The following is a 16,343-nucleotide window of genomic DNA, read 5'->3' as shown; positions in this document are numbered from 1 at the left end:
TGTGTTATTCATGTTGTGAATTTAATTTGTCGTAAGGGTATTCTTAATTGTTGGGAGATAGATGCTTTTTTCGCTTAAAAACCGAACGGCTATTTTACATTTTAATGTAATCTATACTATTTATTTCTACTTTGAATATGTTGGCATTAATATTTTATTAAAAATTAATGAGAATAACATTCACGCTGTGAATTGTTTTATCAATAATAATGTTTTTTAATTAGGTTTGATTAATGATTTTTTACCACTGTATTTATTACGACTTCATTTATTAAGTGAGATATTCAAATTTATTGTCAGGGGGGGAAATACTTTCAGACACAGAGTGTAATTTTCAGGAGAGAGATGTTTCGGGGGAGGGCTTCAGCCCTATCACCGGCCAGATAAAACGGATGATGATAGAGCCGTGAGAGGTTTTTGTTATACTTCCAGCCAGTTCATGATCCCGTCAGCAGCTTTGCGGCCTTCGGCAATTGCCGTTACCACCAGGTCTGAACCTCGCACAATGTCACCACCGGCGAAGATTTTCGGGTTGCTGGTCTGGAAGGCGTTGTCGCTTCGCTCTGGAGCGATAATGCGGCCCTGGGGATCCAGTTCGACGCTGTGTTGTGCCAGCCATTCCATGCTGTGTGGACGGAAACCAAACGCCATGATCACCGCATCTGCCGGAATGATATGTTCAGAGCCTGCGACAATCTCCGCGCGGCGACGGCCTTTAGCATCGGGTTCGCCCATTTCGGTACGCACCATTTTCACGCCGCTGACTTTGCCGTTGCCATTCACTTCAATACCCAGCGGCTGGACGTTGAATTTGAACTCCACACCTTCTTCCCGCGCGTTTTTCACTTCGCGACGGGAACCCGGCATGTTCTCTTCATCACGACGATAGGCACAGGTGACGTGCTTCGCTCCCTGGCGCACGGAAGTGCGCACGCAGTCCATCGCGGTGTCGCCGCCGCCAAGTACCACTACGCGTTTGCCTTCCATGCTGACGAACGGTTCTTCGTTGGTTTCGCCAAAACCCATTAACTGTTTGGTGTTGGCGATGAGGAACGGTAGCGCCGCGTACACGCCGTCGGCGTCTTCGTTTTCCAGTCCACCGCGCATTGACTGATAGGTCCCGACACCGAGGAACACTGCATCGTAATCGTTCAGTAGATCGTCCAGTTGTACGTCACGACCCACTTCGGTATTGAGTTGGAACTCAATGCCCATGCCGGTGAAGATTTCACGGCGGCGCGTCATCACCTCTTTTTCCAGCTTGAAGGCCGGAATGCCAAAGGTCAGCAGACCGCCGATTTCCGGATGACGGTCGAAGACGACAGCTTTCACACCGTTGCGCGTTAACACATCCGCACACGCCAGCCCCGCCGGACCTGCGCCGATAATCGCCACTTTTTTACCGGTCTGTTTTACGCCAGACATATCCGGACGCCAGCCCATTTCGAACGCTTTATCATTGATATAGCGTTCAATGTTACCGATGGTCACCGCGCCAAATTCATCATTCAGGGTGCAGGAGCCTTCGCACAGGCGATCCTGTGGGCAGACGCGTCCACACACTTCCGGCAGGGTATTAGTTTGATGCGACAGTTCTGCCGCTTCAAAAATCCGCCCCTCGTTGGCGAGCTTCAGCCAGTTCGGGATGTAGTTGTGTACCGGGCATTTCCATTCGCAGTATGGGTTGCCACACGACAGGCAGCGGTCAGCCTGCGCTTTGGCCTGGCCTTCGGAAAACGGCTCGTAAATTTCGACGAACTCAATTTTGCGGATCTTCAGCGGTTTCTTTGGCGGATCAACGCGCTGCAGGTCGATAAATTGATAAACATTCTGACTCATTGTTGCTGCCCCTTACTGCGCCTGCACGCGCAACTCTGCTGCACTACGACTACGGTGACCCAGCAGTGCTTTTACATCACTGGACTTCGGTTTAACCAGCGCGAATTTGCTGGCGAAGGTTGACCAGTTAGCCAGGATCTCTTCACCACGCTGGGAACCGGTGTGTTGCACATGCTCGGTGATAAGACCACGCAGATGCTCTTCATGGATCGCCAGGGAGTCAACGCTTAACACTTCCACCAGTTCCGGGTTAACGCGTTTGCGGAAATCACCACTTTCGTCGAGAACGTAAGCGAAGCCCCCGGTCATGCCTGCGCCAAAGTTAACGCCGGTTTTACCCAGAATACAGACGATACCGCCGGTCATATATTCACAACCGTTGTCGCCAATGCCTTCTACCACAGTGATAGCACCAGAGTTACGCACACCGAAACGTTCTCCTGCACGGCCTGCGGCATACAGACGACCACCGGTCGCGCCATACAGGCAGGTGTTGCCGATAATGCTCGCCTCATGGCTGCGGAAGGCCGAACCCACGGGTGGACGAATGGCGATTAAGCCGCCTGCCATGCCTTTACCAACATAGTCGTTAGCATCGCCAGTCAGATACAGCTCCACGCCGCCTGCGTTCCACACGCCGAAGCTCTGACCCGCGGTGCCGTTGAAGTACGCTTTGATAGGATCGGCTGCCAGCCCCTGATCGCCGTGTGTTTGCGCGATGTAGCCAGAGAGTGATGCGCCCACGGAACGGTCGGTGTTGCGAATATCGAACCAGAAGGTTTTGCTCTGGCGCTCATCGACAAACGGTTTCGCCTGTTGCAGCAACTGCGCGTTGAGTATGCCGTTATCAAACGGTGGGTTTTTCTCAGTGCAATAGAGCGCTTTACCCGGATGTGGCTCGGCGGTCTCCAGCAGGCGAGACAGCTCCAGTTTCTGTTGTTTTGCTGTGAAACCATCCAGCTCTTTGAGCAGGTCGGTACGACCAATCAGATCGACCAGACGTGTTACACCCAGTTGCGCCATCAGCTCGCGGGTTTCACGGGCGATAAACTCAAAGTAGTTAGTCACTTTGAACGGTAAGCCGTGATAGTGATTCTTACGCAGTTTTTCGTCCTGAGTTGCTACGCCGGTGGCGCAGTTGTTCAGGTGGCAAATACGCAGGTATTTACAACCCAGCGCCACCATCGGACCGGTGCCAAAGCCAAAGCTTTCCGCGCCGAGAATTGCCGCTTTGATGATATCAACGCCTGTTTTCAGGCCGCCATCAACCTGCAAACGAATTTTATGGCGCAGGCCGTTAGCCACCAGTGCCTGCTGAGTTTCCACCAGGCCCAGTTCCCACGGGCAGCCTGCGTATTTCACCGAGGAGAGCGGGCTTGCGCCGGTGCCGCCGTCATAGCCCGCGATGGTGATTAAATCGGCATACGCTTTCGCAACGCCAGTTGCGATAGTCCCGACGCCTGGTTCAGAAACCAGTTTGACGGAGATCATCGCTTTCGGGTTAACCTGTTTCAGGTCGAAAATAAGCTGTGCTAAATCCTCGATAGAGTAGATATCGTGGTGCGGCGGCGGGGAGATCAGCGTTACGCCCGGCACGGAGTAGCGCAGTTTGGCGATATACGGCGTGACTTTATCGCCAGGTAACTGACCACCTTCGCCCGGTTTCGCGCCCTGAGCGACTTTAATCTGAATCACGTCGGCGTTAACCAGATACGCCGGGGTTACGCCGAAGCGGCCAGAAGCGACTTGTTTGATACGTGAGACTTTATTGGTGCCGTAACGCGCCGGATCTTCACCGCCTTCCCCGGAGTTAGAGTTACCGCCGATGCTGTTCATCGCTTCCGCCAGCGCTTCGTGGGCTTCCGGGCTTAATGCGCCGATAGACATCGCTGCGGTATCGAAGCGTTTAAACAGTTCACTGGCTGGTTCAACATCAGCAATGTTGACCGCGTTTTCACCCGGAGTAATCGCCAGCAGATCGCGCAGTGTCGTTGCCGGACGCTCGTTAACCAGCTTCGCGTATTCCTGATAGTCGCTGTACTCGCCACTCTGAACTGCCTGTTGCAGTGTGCGCACGACGTCCGGGTTGTAGGCGTGGTATTCGCCGCCATGCACGTATTTTAACAAGCCGCCCTGGCTGATGGGTTTACGCGCCAGCCAGGCACGTTTTGAAAGATTCAGCAGATCCTGCTGGAAATCTTCAAAGCTCGCGCCGCCAATGCGGCTGACTGCGCCCTGGAAGCACAGGCTCATCACGTCATCGTGCAGACCGACTGCTTCGAACAGTTTCGAGCAGCGGTAAGAGGCGATGGTGGAGATGCCCATTTTGGACATGATTTTGTACAAGCCTTTGTTGATGCCGTTACGGTAGTTCAGCATCACGGTACGATAGTCTTTGGCAATCGCATGGGTGTCGATTAAGCGTCCCAGCGTTTCATAGGCAAGGTACGGATAAATGGCGGTTGCACCGAAGCCCAGCAGCACAGCGAAGTGGTGCGGATCGCGGGCGCTGGCGGTTTCGACGATGATGTTGGCATCGCAACGCAGGCTTTGATCGACCAGACGGGTCTGGATCGCGCCAACCGCCATCGGAGCCGGAACCGGCAGGCGATCTTTACCGATATTTCGGTCTGAAAGTACCAGTAGCACGGTGCCGCTACGTACCATTTTTTCGGCTTTATCGCACAGCTCTTTAACCGTCGCTTCAAGCGTGGTTTTGCTAACGTCAAAGGTGATATCCAGCGTATCTGCGCGATAGTGCTCCTCTTTCATGGTCGTGAGCTGTTTGAAATCGGAGTAGAGCAGAATTGGCGATTTAAAGCTTAAGCGGTGCGCCTGGCCTTCTGCTTCGCAGAAGACGTTCATTTCACGACCGATGCTGGTGGCGAGCGACATGACATGCGCTTCACGTAGGGGGTCGATTGGCGGGTTAGTCACCTGGGCAAATTGCTGACGGAAGTAGTCGTAAATAATACGCGGCTGGCTGGAGAGCACGGCGAATGGGGTGTCGTCGCCCATCGAACCGACGGCTTCCTGGCCGTTTTCGCCCAGTACGCGGATCACGGAATCCAACTCTTCCGCGCTGTAGTTAAACTGTTTCTGGTAGCTGGCAAGCGTGTCGTCGTCCAGTTCGCGACTCCCCACTTCTTCATCAGGCAAGTCTTCAAACGGCACCAGACGGCGGACGTTTTTCGCCATCCACTCTTTGTACGGATGGCGGCTTTTCAGGTCATCATCGGTTTCCGCCGAGTGCAGAATACGCCCACTGCGAGTGTCGATCACCATCAGCTCACCTGGCCCGACGCGGCCTTTTTCCACCACTTCATCAGGCTGATAATCCCAGATGCCGACTTCAGAGGCGCAGGTGATCAACTTATCTTTGGTGATGACGTAGCGTGCCGGACGCAGACCGTTACGGTCGAGGTTACAGGCGGCGAAACGACCGTCGGACATCACGATGCCCGCCGGACCATCCCACGGCTCCATATGCATGGAGTTAAAGTCGAAGAACGCGCGCAGTTCCGGGTCCATATCCGGGTTGTTCTGCCAGGCAGGTGGCACTAACAGGCGCATGGCGCGGATGATATCCATCCCGCCCGCCAGCAGCAGTTCCAGCATGTTATCCATCGAGCTGGAGTCGGAGCCGGTTTCGTTCACAAACGGTGCTGCGTCGTGTAAATCGGGGATTAGCGGCGTCTGGAATTTATAAGTACGGGCACGTGCCCACTGACGGTTACCGGTGATGGTGTTGATTTCACCGTTATGTGCGAGGTAACGGAATGGCTGCGCCAGTGGCCAGCGCGGCACGGTGTTGGTGGAGAAGCGTTGATGGAACAGGCAGATAGCTGATTCCAGACGCAGATCCGCAAGATCCAGGTAAAAGCGCGGCAAATCCGCCGGCATACACAGACCTTTATAGATGTTGACCAGATTCGACAGGCTACAGATGTAGAAGTCTTTATCGGATTCGAGACGTTTCTCAATGCGGCGACGGGCGATAAACAGACGGCGTTCCATATCGCGCGGACGCCAGCCAGCCGGAGCGTTAACGAAAATTTGCTCAATGCGTGGCAGAGAGGAGAGGGCAATTTCACCCAGTACGCCTTCGTTGGTGGGGACATCACGCCAGCCCACAATCGACAATGTTTCGCGTTGCAGCTCTTCTTCAATGATGCGGCGTGCGGCAGCGGCGAGTTCGGGATCTTTATTCAGAAAGATCATCCCGACGGCGTAGTTTTTCGCTAAACGCCAGCCGCGTTCTTGCGCAACGATGCGAAAAAAGCGATCCGGTTTTTGTAACAGCAAGCCGCAACCGTCGCCGGTTTTACCATCAGCGAGAATCGCGCCACGGTGCTGCATGCGGGCCAGTGCGTGTATTGCCGTACGCACTACCTTGTGGCTAGGTTCGCCTTCTATGTGGGCGATCAGGCCGAAACCACAGTTGTCCCTCTCAAGGGATTTATCGTACAACATATCGTGAACCTCCCCCAGGCTCTGCGGGAACCCCACTTCCGAACCGTAACGCACGGGCACAGAAAGAGCGTGGCGACGGGGTTTGCGTTTCATACGCTTACCTCGCATTCGCCCCCTTTTTTTGTCCTTTTCGCATCGGTTAATACGGTGAAGAGGGGATCTCAATTACTGCATAAATATGATGAGCAGGCTGCTCATCCAGAAAGCTTCCAGCGGATTTCCAACTTATCGGTAAAGGCGACACAGGTCAAATGGCAAGCTTATTGGTATAGAAATGTGCTTTAGCGCAAAAATATTCATTAATTTATTGAAATTAAATGAAATATCTTATTTTGAATTAAAGTGGGGTGAAAAAGGGAAACGTTGAGTTCCTGACTACTATAGAGGCGTGTTAACCCTTATCCTGCCTTGAACTGACGCTTAAACCAGCATTTTATACTGCATTGAGAGATAAAGGCGTTTCATACTACTGTTTTTGTTTAAAATCCATTAGCGGATAAAAAAATCCGACGCAAGATAAGGAAAAGTAATTAATACGATATTGCATTAAATTTCAGTAATTGTGATTGAATATGCAGTTGGTAAAGGCAGGCCAGGGCGATTGATCCAGGTCATCGCGGAATTGAGCTAAAAATGGCAGGCTTTGGCCTCTTTTCAAGGCGCGGTCTATCAGATTATGCAGTTACAGAAATTAGTCAATATGTTTGGTGGAGATCTTACCCGTCGTTACGGGCAAAAGGTGCATAAACTGACGCTGCACGGTGGTTTTAGCTGCCCGAATCGTGATGGCACCATCGGACGCGGTGGCTGCACATTCTGTAATGTTGCCTCGTTTGCCGACGAAGAACAGCAACATCGTTCTATTGCCGAACAACTGGCGCATCAGGCAAATTTAGTTAATCGCGCGAAACGCTATCTGGCTTACTTTCAGGCTTATACCAGTACCTTTGCGGAAGTTCAGGTACTGCGCTCTATGTATCAGCAGGCGGTGAGTCAGGCCAATATTGTCGGTTTGTGTGTTGGCACCCGCCCGGACTGCGTACCGGATGCTGTGCTGGATCTGCTTTGCGAATATAAAGATCAGGGTTATGAAGTGTGGCTGGAACTGGGACTGCAAACCGCTCATGACAAAACGCTACACCGTATTAACCGTGGCCATGATTTCGCCTGTTATCAACGCACGACGCAACGGGCACGTGAACGCGGGCTGAAAGTGTGCTCGCACTTAATTGTCGGCCTGCCGGGTGAAGGACGCACTGAATGTCTGCAAACGCTGGAGCAGGTGGTGGAAACCGGTGTTGACGGCATAAAACTGCATCCGCTGCATATCGTGAAAGGCAGCATTATGGCGAAAGCATGGGAAGCGGGGCGTTTGAACGGTATTGAACTGGACGATTACACGCTGACAGCGGGAGAAATGATCCGCCATACACCACCGGAAGTTATCTATCATCGTATTTCCGCCAGCGCCCGTCGCCCGACGCTACTTGCCCCACTGTGGTGTGAAAATCGCTGGACGGGAATGGTCGAGCTGGATCGCTATCTTACTGAACACGGCGTGCAGGGATCGGCGTTGGGACGCCCGTGGATGCCACCTTCCTCGTAGTTAATCTGGGGAATTCCGCATTTCTCACACAATTTTCAGCGTAACTGTCAGAATTGGGTATTATTGTGGCAGGTTGTCGTGAAGGAATTCCTTAAATGAAGCAAATTCGTTTGTTGGCGCAGTACTATGTTGACCTGATGATGAAGTTAGGTCTGGTGCGCTTCTCAATGCTACTGGCGCTGGCGCTGGTGGTGCTCGCCATTGTGGTTCAAATGGCGGTGACCATGGTGCTGCATGGTGAAGTTGAAAGTATTGATGTTATCCGTTCCATCTTCTTTGGTTTGTTGATTACACCGTGGGCGGTTTACTTTCTTTCGGTAGTGGTGGAGCAACTGGAAGAATCACGGCAACGTCTGTCCCGGCTGGTGCAAAAGCTGGAGGAGATGCGCGAGCGCGATCTGAGCCTCAACGTACAACTGAAAGATAATATTACCCAGCTTAATCAGGAAATTGCCGTTCGTGAAAAAGCAGAAGCTGAATTGCAGGAAACCTTCGGTCAGTTGAAAATTGAAATCAAAGAGCGCGAAGAGACGCAGATTCAGCTCGAACAGCAATCCTCATTCTTACGTTCCTTCCTTGATGCTTCACCCGACCTGGTTTTTTATCGTAACGAAGATAAAGAGTTTTCCGGCTGTAATCGCGCGATGGAGCTGCTGACCGGGAAAAGTGAAAAACAACTGGTGCATCTGAAGCCTGCTGATGTTTACTCGCCGGAAGCCGCAGCAAAAGTCATTGAAACCGATGAGAAAGTGTTCCGTCATAATGTGTCGCTGACCTATGAACAGTGGCTGGATTATCCAGACGGGCGCAAAGCCTGCTTTGAAATCCGTAAAGTGCCGTACTACGACCGTGTAGGTAAACGCCACGGTTTGATGGGCTTTGGTCGCGACATTACCGAGCGTAAGCGTTATCAGGATGCGCTCGAACGCGCCAGCCGCGACAAAACTACTTTTATCTCGACAATCAGCCATGAGTTGCGTACGCCGCTGAACGGTATCGTTGGATTAAGTCGTATCTTGCTGGATACGGAACTCACCGCTGAGCAGGAAAAATATCTCAAAACTATCCATGTTTCCGCCGTCACATTGGGGAATATCTTCAACGATATTATCGACATGGATAAGATGGAGCGGCGTAAAGTTCAACTTGATAACCAGCCGGTTGATTTCACCAGCTTTCTTGCCGATCTGGAAAACCTCTCCGCATTACAGGCACAGCAAAAAGGGCTGCGTTTTATTCTGGAACCGACGCTGCCGTTGCCGCATCAGATCATTACCGACGGCACACGTTTACGCCAGATCCTGTGGAACTTAATCAGTAACGCCGTCAAATTCACTCAGAAGGGGCAAGTGACCGTTCGTGTGCGTTATGACGAAGGGGGCATGTTGCATTTTGAAGTGGAAGATTCTGGCATCGGTATTCCGCAGGATGAGCTGGATAAAATTTTTGCTATGTATTACCAGGTGAAAGACAGCCACGGCGGTAAACCTGCCACCGGCACCGGTATTGGTCTGGCGGTTTCTCGTCGGCTGGCGAAAAATATGGGGGGGGATATCACCGTCACCAGCGAACAAGGGAAAGGTTCAACCTTTACTTTGACGATCCATGCACCGTCGGTGGCGGAAGAAGTGGATGATGCGTTTGACGAAGATGATATGCCTTTACCGGCGCTGAATGTGCTGCTGGTAGAAGATATTGAACTGAACGTTATTGTTGCACGCTCGGTGCTGGAAAAGCTCGGCAATACTGTCGACGTAGCGATGACCGGTAAGGCGGCGCTGGAGATGTTTAAACCTGGCGAATACGACCTGGTGTTGCTGGATATTCAGTTACCGGATATGACCGGGCTGGATATCTCTCGTGAACTGACGAAGCGTTATCCGCGCGAAGATTTACCGCCGCTGGTGGCTTTAACTGCCAATGTGCTGAAAGATAAACAAGAGTACCTCAATGCCGGAATGGATGATGTGCTGAGTAAGCCGCTTTCTGTGCCGGCGCTAACTGCGATGATCAAGAAATTCTGGGATACCCAGGATGATGAGGAAAGCACGATGACGACAGAAGAGAGCGGTAAATCGGAAGCATTGCTTGATATTCCTATGCTGGAACAGTATCTCGAACTTGTAGGGCCGAAGCTGATCACTGACGGGTTAGCGGTGTTTGAGAAAATGATGCCGGGCTATGTGAGCGTGTTGGAATCGAATCTGACGGCGCAAGATAAAAAAGGCATCGTCGAGGAAGGTCACAAAATTAAAGGTGCGGCGGGGTCAGTGGGGTTACGCCATCTGCAGCAGCTTGGTCAGCAGATCCAGTCTCCCGATCTTCCTGCGTGGGAAGATAATGTTGGTGAATGGATTGAAGAGATGAAAGAAGAGTGGCGTCACGACGTAGAAGTACTGAAAGCGTGGGTTGCGAAAGCTGCTAAAAAATGACCCCGGCTAGACCGGGGTGCGCGAATACTGCGCCAACACCAGGGAAATCTTGGCTGCGCCGTAAATTATTATGATGAGTTACAAGGGCGCAGCACTGTTTTTCAGGCCGCACGCAGTTAAGATAGCAAATCTTAAATGATTTGTTACATGAATCAGTTAAATGTGTGATGCGTAGCATTCTTATTAAAAAGATTAATGTGTTTCAGTCAGTTGCGAAAGGATGATCACAATGAAGAAAATTGGCGTAGTTCTGAGCGGGTGCGGTGTCTATGACGGTTCTGAAATCCATGAAGCGGTTTTGACGTTATTAGCAATTTCACGCAACGGTGCGCAGGCGGTCTGCTTTGCGCCGGATAAGCAGCAGGTTGATGTTATCAACCATTTAACTGGCGAGCCGATGGCGGAAACGCGCAATGTGTTGATTGAAGCAGCACGTATAACGCGTGGTGAGATCCGTCCACTGGCTCAGGCCGATGCCGCCGAACTGGATGCGTTGATTGTGCCAGGTGGTTTTGGTGCGGCGAAAAATTTAAGCAATTTTGCCAGCCTTGGCAGTGAATGCACCGTTGACCGTGAATTAAAGGCGCTGGCGCAAGCGATGCATCAGGCAGGTAAACCGCTTGGCTTTATGTGCATTGCCCCGGCGATGCTGCCTAAAATTTTCGATTTCCCGCTGCGTTTGACCATTGGCACAGATATCGATACCGCAGAAGTGCTGGAAGAGATGGGCGCAGAGCATGTGCCGTGCCCGGTCGATGATATCGTTGTTGATGAAGACAATAAGATTGTCACTACACCAGCGTATATGCTGGCGCAGAACATTGCGGAAGCGGCGAGCGGCATTGATAAGCTGGTTTCCCGCGTGCTGGTTCTGGCTGAATGAGTAAAAGCCGCTTAACGGCGTTCGGTTTCGTCCGCCGTTTTCTTCTGCGGTTAGTGGTTGCCCTTGCCGTGTTCTGGGGTGGGGGCATCGCGTTGTTTAGCATAGCGCCAGTTCCGTTCTCGGCGGTAATGGCTGAGCGTCAGGTGAGTGCCTGGTTGCATGGTAACTTTCGTTACGTGGCGCATTCTGATTGGGTTAGTCTGGATCAAATCTCGCCATGGATGGGGCTGGCGGTGATTGCCGCAGAAGATCAGAAATTCCCCGACCATTGGGGTTTTGATGTGGCTTCTATTGAGAAAGCGCTGGCGCACAATGAACGCAATGAAAACCGCGTTCGCGGCGCATCAACAATTTCACAGCAGACAGCCAAAAATCTCTTTTTATGGGATGGGCGTAGTTGGGTACGAAAAGGGCTGGAAGCCGGGTTAACATTGGGGATAGAAACGGTCTGGAGCAAAAAGCGTATCCTGACGGTTTACCTGAATGTAGCCGAATTTGGTGAAGGGGTATTTGGTGTTGAAGCCGCAGCGCAACGTTATTTCCATAAACCTGCCAGCAAACTCACCCAGTCGGAAGCGGCGTTACTGGCCGCAGTACTACCCAACCCACTCCGTTTCAAAGTCTTCGCACCATCAGGCTACGTGCGTAGCCGTCAGGCGTGGATTTTGCGGCAAATGCATCAATTAGGCGGTGAGTCGTTTATGCGACAACACCAACTATATTAAGCTTCGTGCGAAGTGAGTGAGAGTTTCTTGTTCTCACAAGATAGCGTCTCTTTCTGCAGCGCAACAGCTAGCGCGGGTTGCGCGATAAAACGTTGCCACAATCGCTTTTGCTTACGTTGACAACACCACTTCGACCAGGTCGCCAGCGGAATCCACGTGCTTTCACCAATGTTGTCACAGACGACGGGAATAATTTCTGACTCGCTGATACGGTGGCAGAGGATATTCTGCGGCTTCAGCGACATCGTCACGATGCGATTATCCTGCAAATAACGCTTCAGGTGTTTCAGTAACTGGCGCAGTTGCGCGATATCTTCTTCGTAACGGCATTGTTTAGCAAATTCGGTCAATGTAATAGACGGCTTGCCATCAAAATCGGCAATGACATCGTAGACATAACCGGTTCCGCAATCAGTCTCAACTGTACCGTGATAGCGTGGAATACCGCTCCAGTCTTTCAAACGACGACCAAGGTGCGCATAGTACTTTAACTCCCGGCGGATCTCTTTATCGCCACCGTCGCCACGGTGGTAGACAATCTTGATACAGCGTTGGGCATCTTCCGGATGCGCGTAACATTTCCGATGTCTTCCGGTGCCCAGGGGACTTTGTTCAGATAAGCGAATCATGCCATCTCCTGGAAATATTTTCTGACAGTCTCCAGTATGGGGGCTTAACTTAAACGAAACCTAAACAAGGCTTTTTAAGGTTTTCTTAATGTTTTGTGTGTATGGAAAAGCGCACGAAATGTACAAATGACGTTCATTGATGACGATTTCAGTACGCGCTTTTCTTATTGCCCTGAAGGGCTGAGGAGGGGGAATTTAAATGTCAGAGGGATGAAGATTAATCTTCATCGAAACCGGAATTAAAGAGAGCAATAACCGCAGCCAGCGCTTCGACTTCCTGTGGGCCTGTCGCTTCGACTTCAATCTGTCGTCCTTTGGCAGAGTCCAGCATCAAGAGCGCAATAACGCTGTTGGCTTCAGCCTCGGTGCCTTCGTCATTACGTAACAGCACTTCAGCGTCAAAACCTTGCATTAATTCAAAGAGTTTCATAGCAGGCCGGGCATGCATGCCCAGCTTGTTAGTGATTTCGACAGTTTGCTTGACGGTCATGGTTTGCGTTTTTCCAGCGTGCGATGGCGTGACTGGACGTTTTTACCGCGTGAGCGGAAGTAGTCTGCCAGTTGTTCTGCAATATACACCGAACGGTGCTTCCCGCCAGTACAACCAATAGCGACCGTCAGGTAGCTACGGTTGTTGGTTTCCAGCATAGGTAACCATAGCTCAAGATAGCTGCGCGTCTGGTAGATGAAATTGTGTACTTCTGTGTGACGGTCGAGGAACGCAGCGACAGGTTTATCAAGGCCGGTCATCGGACGCAGTTTCGGGTCCCAGTGCGGGTTCGGCAGGAAACGCACGTCAAAGACATAATCCGCATCAATAGGAATGCCGTGCTTGAAGCCGAAGGACTCAAAGACCATCGTCAGTTCACGCTCGCGTTTACCCAGCAGACGGGTACGCAGCATTTCCGCCAGCTCGTGAACGGACATTTCTGACGTATCGACAATCAAATCCGCCCGCGAACGCAGTGGCTCCAGCAGATCGCTTTCTTTGTCGATAGCGCTCTCCAGCGACAGATTTTTGCTGGAAAGTGGGTGCAGGCGGCGCGTATCGCTGTAACGGCGTATTAACGTGTTACGGTCGGCATCCAGGAACAGCAGTTGCGGTGAGAAAGCATCAGGCAGGTTGCTCATCGCCTGTTCGAATATTTCTGGCGACTCCGGCATATTACGAACATCAATGCTGACGGCGGCAGAAATCTCGCGATCGGCCAGGGTACGGGCCAGATCGGGTAACAACACCACGGGAAGGTTATCCACGCAGTAAAAACCCATATCTTCCAGCGCACGCAGGGCGACAGATTTACCTGAACCCGAACGTCCACTGACGATCATCAGTACCATGTACTGTTTCTCCTCACAACGTCTAAAAGAGACATTACAGAATAACTACGCTTCATCCGGAGTACCTTCGGTATCCGTAATGATTTGATACAGCTCTTCATCGCTTTGGGCTGCGCGTAAACGGCGGCAGATGGTTTTGTCCGCCAGACGTTTCGCCACCAGCGAAAGAGTATGCAGATGCGTTTTGGTTTGGTCAGCCGGTACTAGCAGGGCAAAAAGCAAGTCAACCGGTTGGTTATCGATGGCATCAAAAGCGATAGGCGTTTCGAGCTGAACGAAAACGCCAACAGCACGCAGAGTATCTTCTTCCAGTTTGCCATGCGGAATTGCAATACCATTACCAATACCGGTACTGCCCATTTTTTCCCGCGTCAGGATAGCTTCAAAAACCACCTGAGGCGGCAGGCTAAGTTGTTTCGCCGCCAGTTCGCTGATGATTTCCAGTGCGCGTTTTTTGCTCTGGCAGTGGACGCGGCTTCGCGTACATTCCCTGTTAAGAACACTGCTAAGCTGTAGAGTTGTATCATTATTTATCATAATTTCACCTAAGAGCCTGTCCACTCAAACAGTGGAACAGGCTCGGAGCATTAACCGTACAAATGGCCCGTTGTGCCACACAACAGGCCACCATGCACTTGCTAATCGCCCGGACAATTAGTGTTGTTTCAATTTATCTTTATGTTTAGTCAGTTGGCGTGCCAACTTATCGATTAAGCCATCAATGGCAGCGTACATGTCCTGACCTTCCGCGCTGGCATGAATTTCGCCACCGTTTACATGCAGTGTTGCATCTGAGGTATGGGTGACTTTCTCCACTTTCAGAACAACATAGACCTGGTTGATTCGGTCAAAATATTGCTCAAGTTTGGCAAATTTTGAGGTAACAAATTCTCGCAGAGCCTCGGTGATCTCGACGTTATTTCCGGTAATGTTGAGCTGCATAGTGTCTTCCTTATCGGTTGGGTCAAACGAGCTGTTTACGCTGGTTTGACGGCGGAATGGATAAAGACTCTCGGTACTTCGCAACAGTGCGGCGTGCCACCATGATACCTTGTTCCGACAGCAAAGAAGTTAACTTGCTGTCGCTCAACGGTTTCGCTGGGTTTTCCGCCGCGATTAATTTTTTCACCAGCGCGCGAATCGCCGTGGACGAGGCTTCGCCGCCGCCCTCGGTATTGACGTGACTGGAGAAAAAATACTTCAGTTCAAAAATGCCTCGTGGACTATGCAGGTACTTTTGCGTGGTCACGCGAGAGATCGTCGATTCATGCATTTCGACAGCCTGAGCGATATCTGCCAGTACCATCGGTTTCATATATTCTTCGCCTTGCTCAAAGAAGGCTTGCTGCTGTTCAACGATACAGCGACTCACGCGCAGTAGCGTATCGTTACGGCTTTCCAGACTCTTAATCAACCATTTGGCATCCTGCAGATTGCTGCGGATAAACTGGCTATCGCCATCATTGCGTGTGTTATTACACATTGAGGCGTAGTGCTGGTTAATTTGTAGCCGTGGAATGCTGTCGCTGTTGAGTTCAACCGTCCATTGACCGTTATGCTTGCGTACCAACACATCTGGAATGACATATTCCGGTTCGCCGGTCTGGATCGATTGACCAGGGCGTGGATCGAGCGACTGGATCAAGTTGACGGCTTCTTTCAGCACATCTTCTTTCAGGCGTGTTACGCGCATCAGTGTGCGGAAGTCGTGATTTGCCAGCAGATCGAGGTGATCGCTAATGATGAGTCTGGCCTCTTCCAGCCACGGCGTAGTTTTGTCGAATTGGGAGAGTTGGATCAGCAGACAGTCACGCAGATCTTTCGCTGCCACGCCAACCGGATCAAAGCGTTGGATTCGTTTGAGGACAGCTTCAACTTCATCGATGTCGATCTCTTCATCGCCCATACTTTCGAGAATATCTTCCAGTGGAACGGTGAGATATCCCGTGTCATCAACGGCATCGACAATCGAGGTGGCGATGGCGCGGTCAGTGTCAGAAAATGGCGTCAGCTCAACCTGCCACATCAGATAATCCTGCAAGGTCTGCGTCGTTTCGCCCTGATAGACCGGTAGCTCGTCGTCGATGTAGTCACCGCTGGTGCCGGATGGCGTACCGGCGGTGTAGATGGTATCCCAACTGGCATCAAGCGGCAGTTCTTCCGGCATCTCTTTTTGTTCGAGCGCGTCAGCAGTGTCTAACGTTTCGCTGTCTGGCGTTTCGTGAGTGTCGATTTCATCATGAGTGTCGATTTGCTCAAGCAGTGGATTACTTTCCAGCGCCTGCTGCAGCTCCTGTTGAAGTTCCAGCGTGGACAACTGCAACAGACGAATTGCCTGTTGTAGCTGAGGCGTCATCGCCAGTTGCTGGCTAAGCCTGAGTTGCAAACCTTGCTTCATGTTCAGAATCGTACTCT

At 51.4% G+C, this 16,343-nt stretch carries 12 protein-coding genes; 4 read left to right on the top strand and 8 right to left on the bottom strand.

Annotation, left to right across the window (positions count from 1 at the left end; all coding sequences use genetic code 11):
• Positions 1 to 420 precede the first annotated feature (420 nt).
• Together gltD and gltB are read right to left on the bottom strand one after the other, a co-directional pair.
• Positions 421 to 1,839: a glutamate synthase subunit GltD gene (gene gltD, locus A31E_RS07040; RefSeq protein ID WP_000081688.1), complete on the bottom strand. Its 1,419-nt coding sequence runs from the start codon at positions 1,837 to 1,839 to the stop codon at positions 421 to 423.
• A gap of 12 nt (positions 1,840 to 1,851) precedes the next feature.
• Positions 1,852 to 6,312, bottom strand: a complete 4,461-nt coding sequence (gene gltB / locus A31E_RS07045) for a glutamate synthase large subunit (RefSeq protein WP_032240767.1) — start codon at positions 6,310 to 6,312, stop codon at positions 1,852 to 1,854.
• A gap of 676 nt (positions 6,313 to 6,988) precedes the next feature.
• Between gltB and A31E_RS07050 the strand changes: the two genes are divergently transcribed.
• The 4 genes from A31E_RS07050 (at position 6,989) to mtgA (ending at position 11,958) form a co-directional block, all read left to right on the top strand.
• The gene (locus A31E_RS07050) at positions 6,989 to 7,918 is read left to right on the top strand and encodes a tRNA modification radical SAM protein MnmL/YtqA (RefSeq protein WP_001517170.1); all 930 of its coding nucleotides are present in this window, start codon (positions 6,989 to 6,991) and stop codon (positions 7,916 to 7,918) included.
• Between the two features lie 95 nt (positions 7,919 to 8,013).
• Complete coding sequence (gene arcB, locus A31E_RS07055) at positions 8,014 to 10,350, top strand: aerobic respiration two-component sensor histidine kinase ArcB (RefSeq protein WP_000809746.1); 2,337 nt, start codon at positions 8,014 to 8,016, stop codon at positions 10,348 to 10,350.
• Between the two features lie 229 nt (positions 10,351 to 10,579).
• A complete protein-coding gene (gene elbB / locus A31E_RS07060; protein WP_001517169.1) occupies positions 10,580 to 11,233 on the top strand; it encodes an isoprenoid biosynthesis glyoxalase ElbB in 654 nt (217 codons plus the stop codon).
• Entirely contained in the window at positions 11,230 to 11,958 is a 729-nt protein-coding gene (gene mtgA, locus A31E_RS07065; RefSeq protein ID WP_016249249.1) for a monofunctional biosynthetic peptidoglycan transglycosylase, read from the top strand. Before elbB ends, mtgA begins: the two co-directional genes overlap by 4 nt.
• On the opposite strand, the gene yrbL is transcribed toward mtgA, so the two are convergent.
• From yrbL to rpoN, 6 genes are all read right to left on the bottom strand, one after another.
• Entirely contained in the window at positions 11,955 to 12,587 is a 633-nt protein-coding gene (gene yrbL, locus A31E_RS07070; RefSeq protein WP_001517167.1) for a PhoP regulatory network protein YrbL, read from the bottom strand. The genes mtgA and yrbL overlap by 4 nt on opposite strands.
• 217 nt (positions 12,588 to 12,804) lie before the next feature.
• Entirely contained in the window at positions 12,805 to 13,077 is a 273-nt protein-coding gene (npr, locus tag A31E_RS07075) for a PTS phosphocarrier protein NPr (protein ID WP_000216792.1), read from the bottom strand.
• Positions 13,074 to 13,928 (bottom strand): RNase adapter RapZ, encoded by an 855-nt coding sequence (gene rapZ / locus A31E_RS07080; RefSeq protein WP_000243741.1) that lies wholly within the window; start codon positions 13,926 to 13,928, stop codon positions 13,074 to 13,076. The genes npr and rapZ overlap by 4 nt, the downstream gene beginning before the upstream one ends.
• Before the next feature lie 45 nt (positions 13,929 to 13,973).
• Positions 13,974 to 14,465: a PTS IIA-like nitrogen regulatory protein PtsN gene (ptsN, locus tag A31E_RS07085; protein WP_000609336.1), complete on the bottom strand. Its 492-nt coding sequence runs from the start codon at positions 14,463 to 14,465 to the stop codon at positions 13,974 to 13,976.
• A gap of 117 nt (positions 14,466 to 14,582) precedes the next feature.
• On the bottom strand, positions 14,583 to 14,870 hold the full coding sequence (gene hpf, locus A31E_RS07090; RefSeq protein WP_001176602.1) for a ribosome hibernation promoting factor: 288 nt from the start codon (positions 14,868 to 14,870) through the stop codon (positions 14,583 to 14,585).
• A 22-nt stretch (positions 14,871 to 14,892) separates the two neighbouring features.
• The gene (gene rpoN, locus A31E_RS07095) at positions 14,893 to 16,326 is read right to left on the bottom strand and encodes an RNA polymerase factor sigma-54 (protein ID WP_000809027.1); all 1,434 of its coding nucleotides are present in this window, start codon (positions 16,324 to 16,326) and stop codon (positions 14,893 to 14,895) included.
• Positions 16,327 to 16,343: the final 17 nt, after the last annotated feature.

This window comes from Escherichia sp. KTE159 (assembly GCF_000408805.1).
Taxonomy (GTDB): domain Bacteria; phylum Pseudomonadota; class Gammaproteobacteria; order Enterobacterales; family Enterobacteriaceae; genus Escherichia; species Escherichia marmotae.
This window is presented reverse-complemented; position numbering and strand designations above follow the sequence as displayed.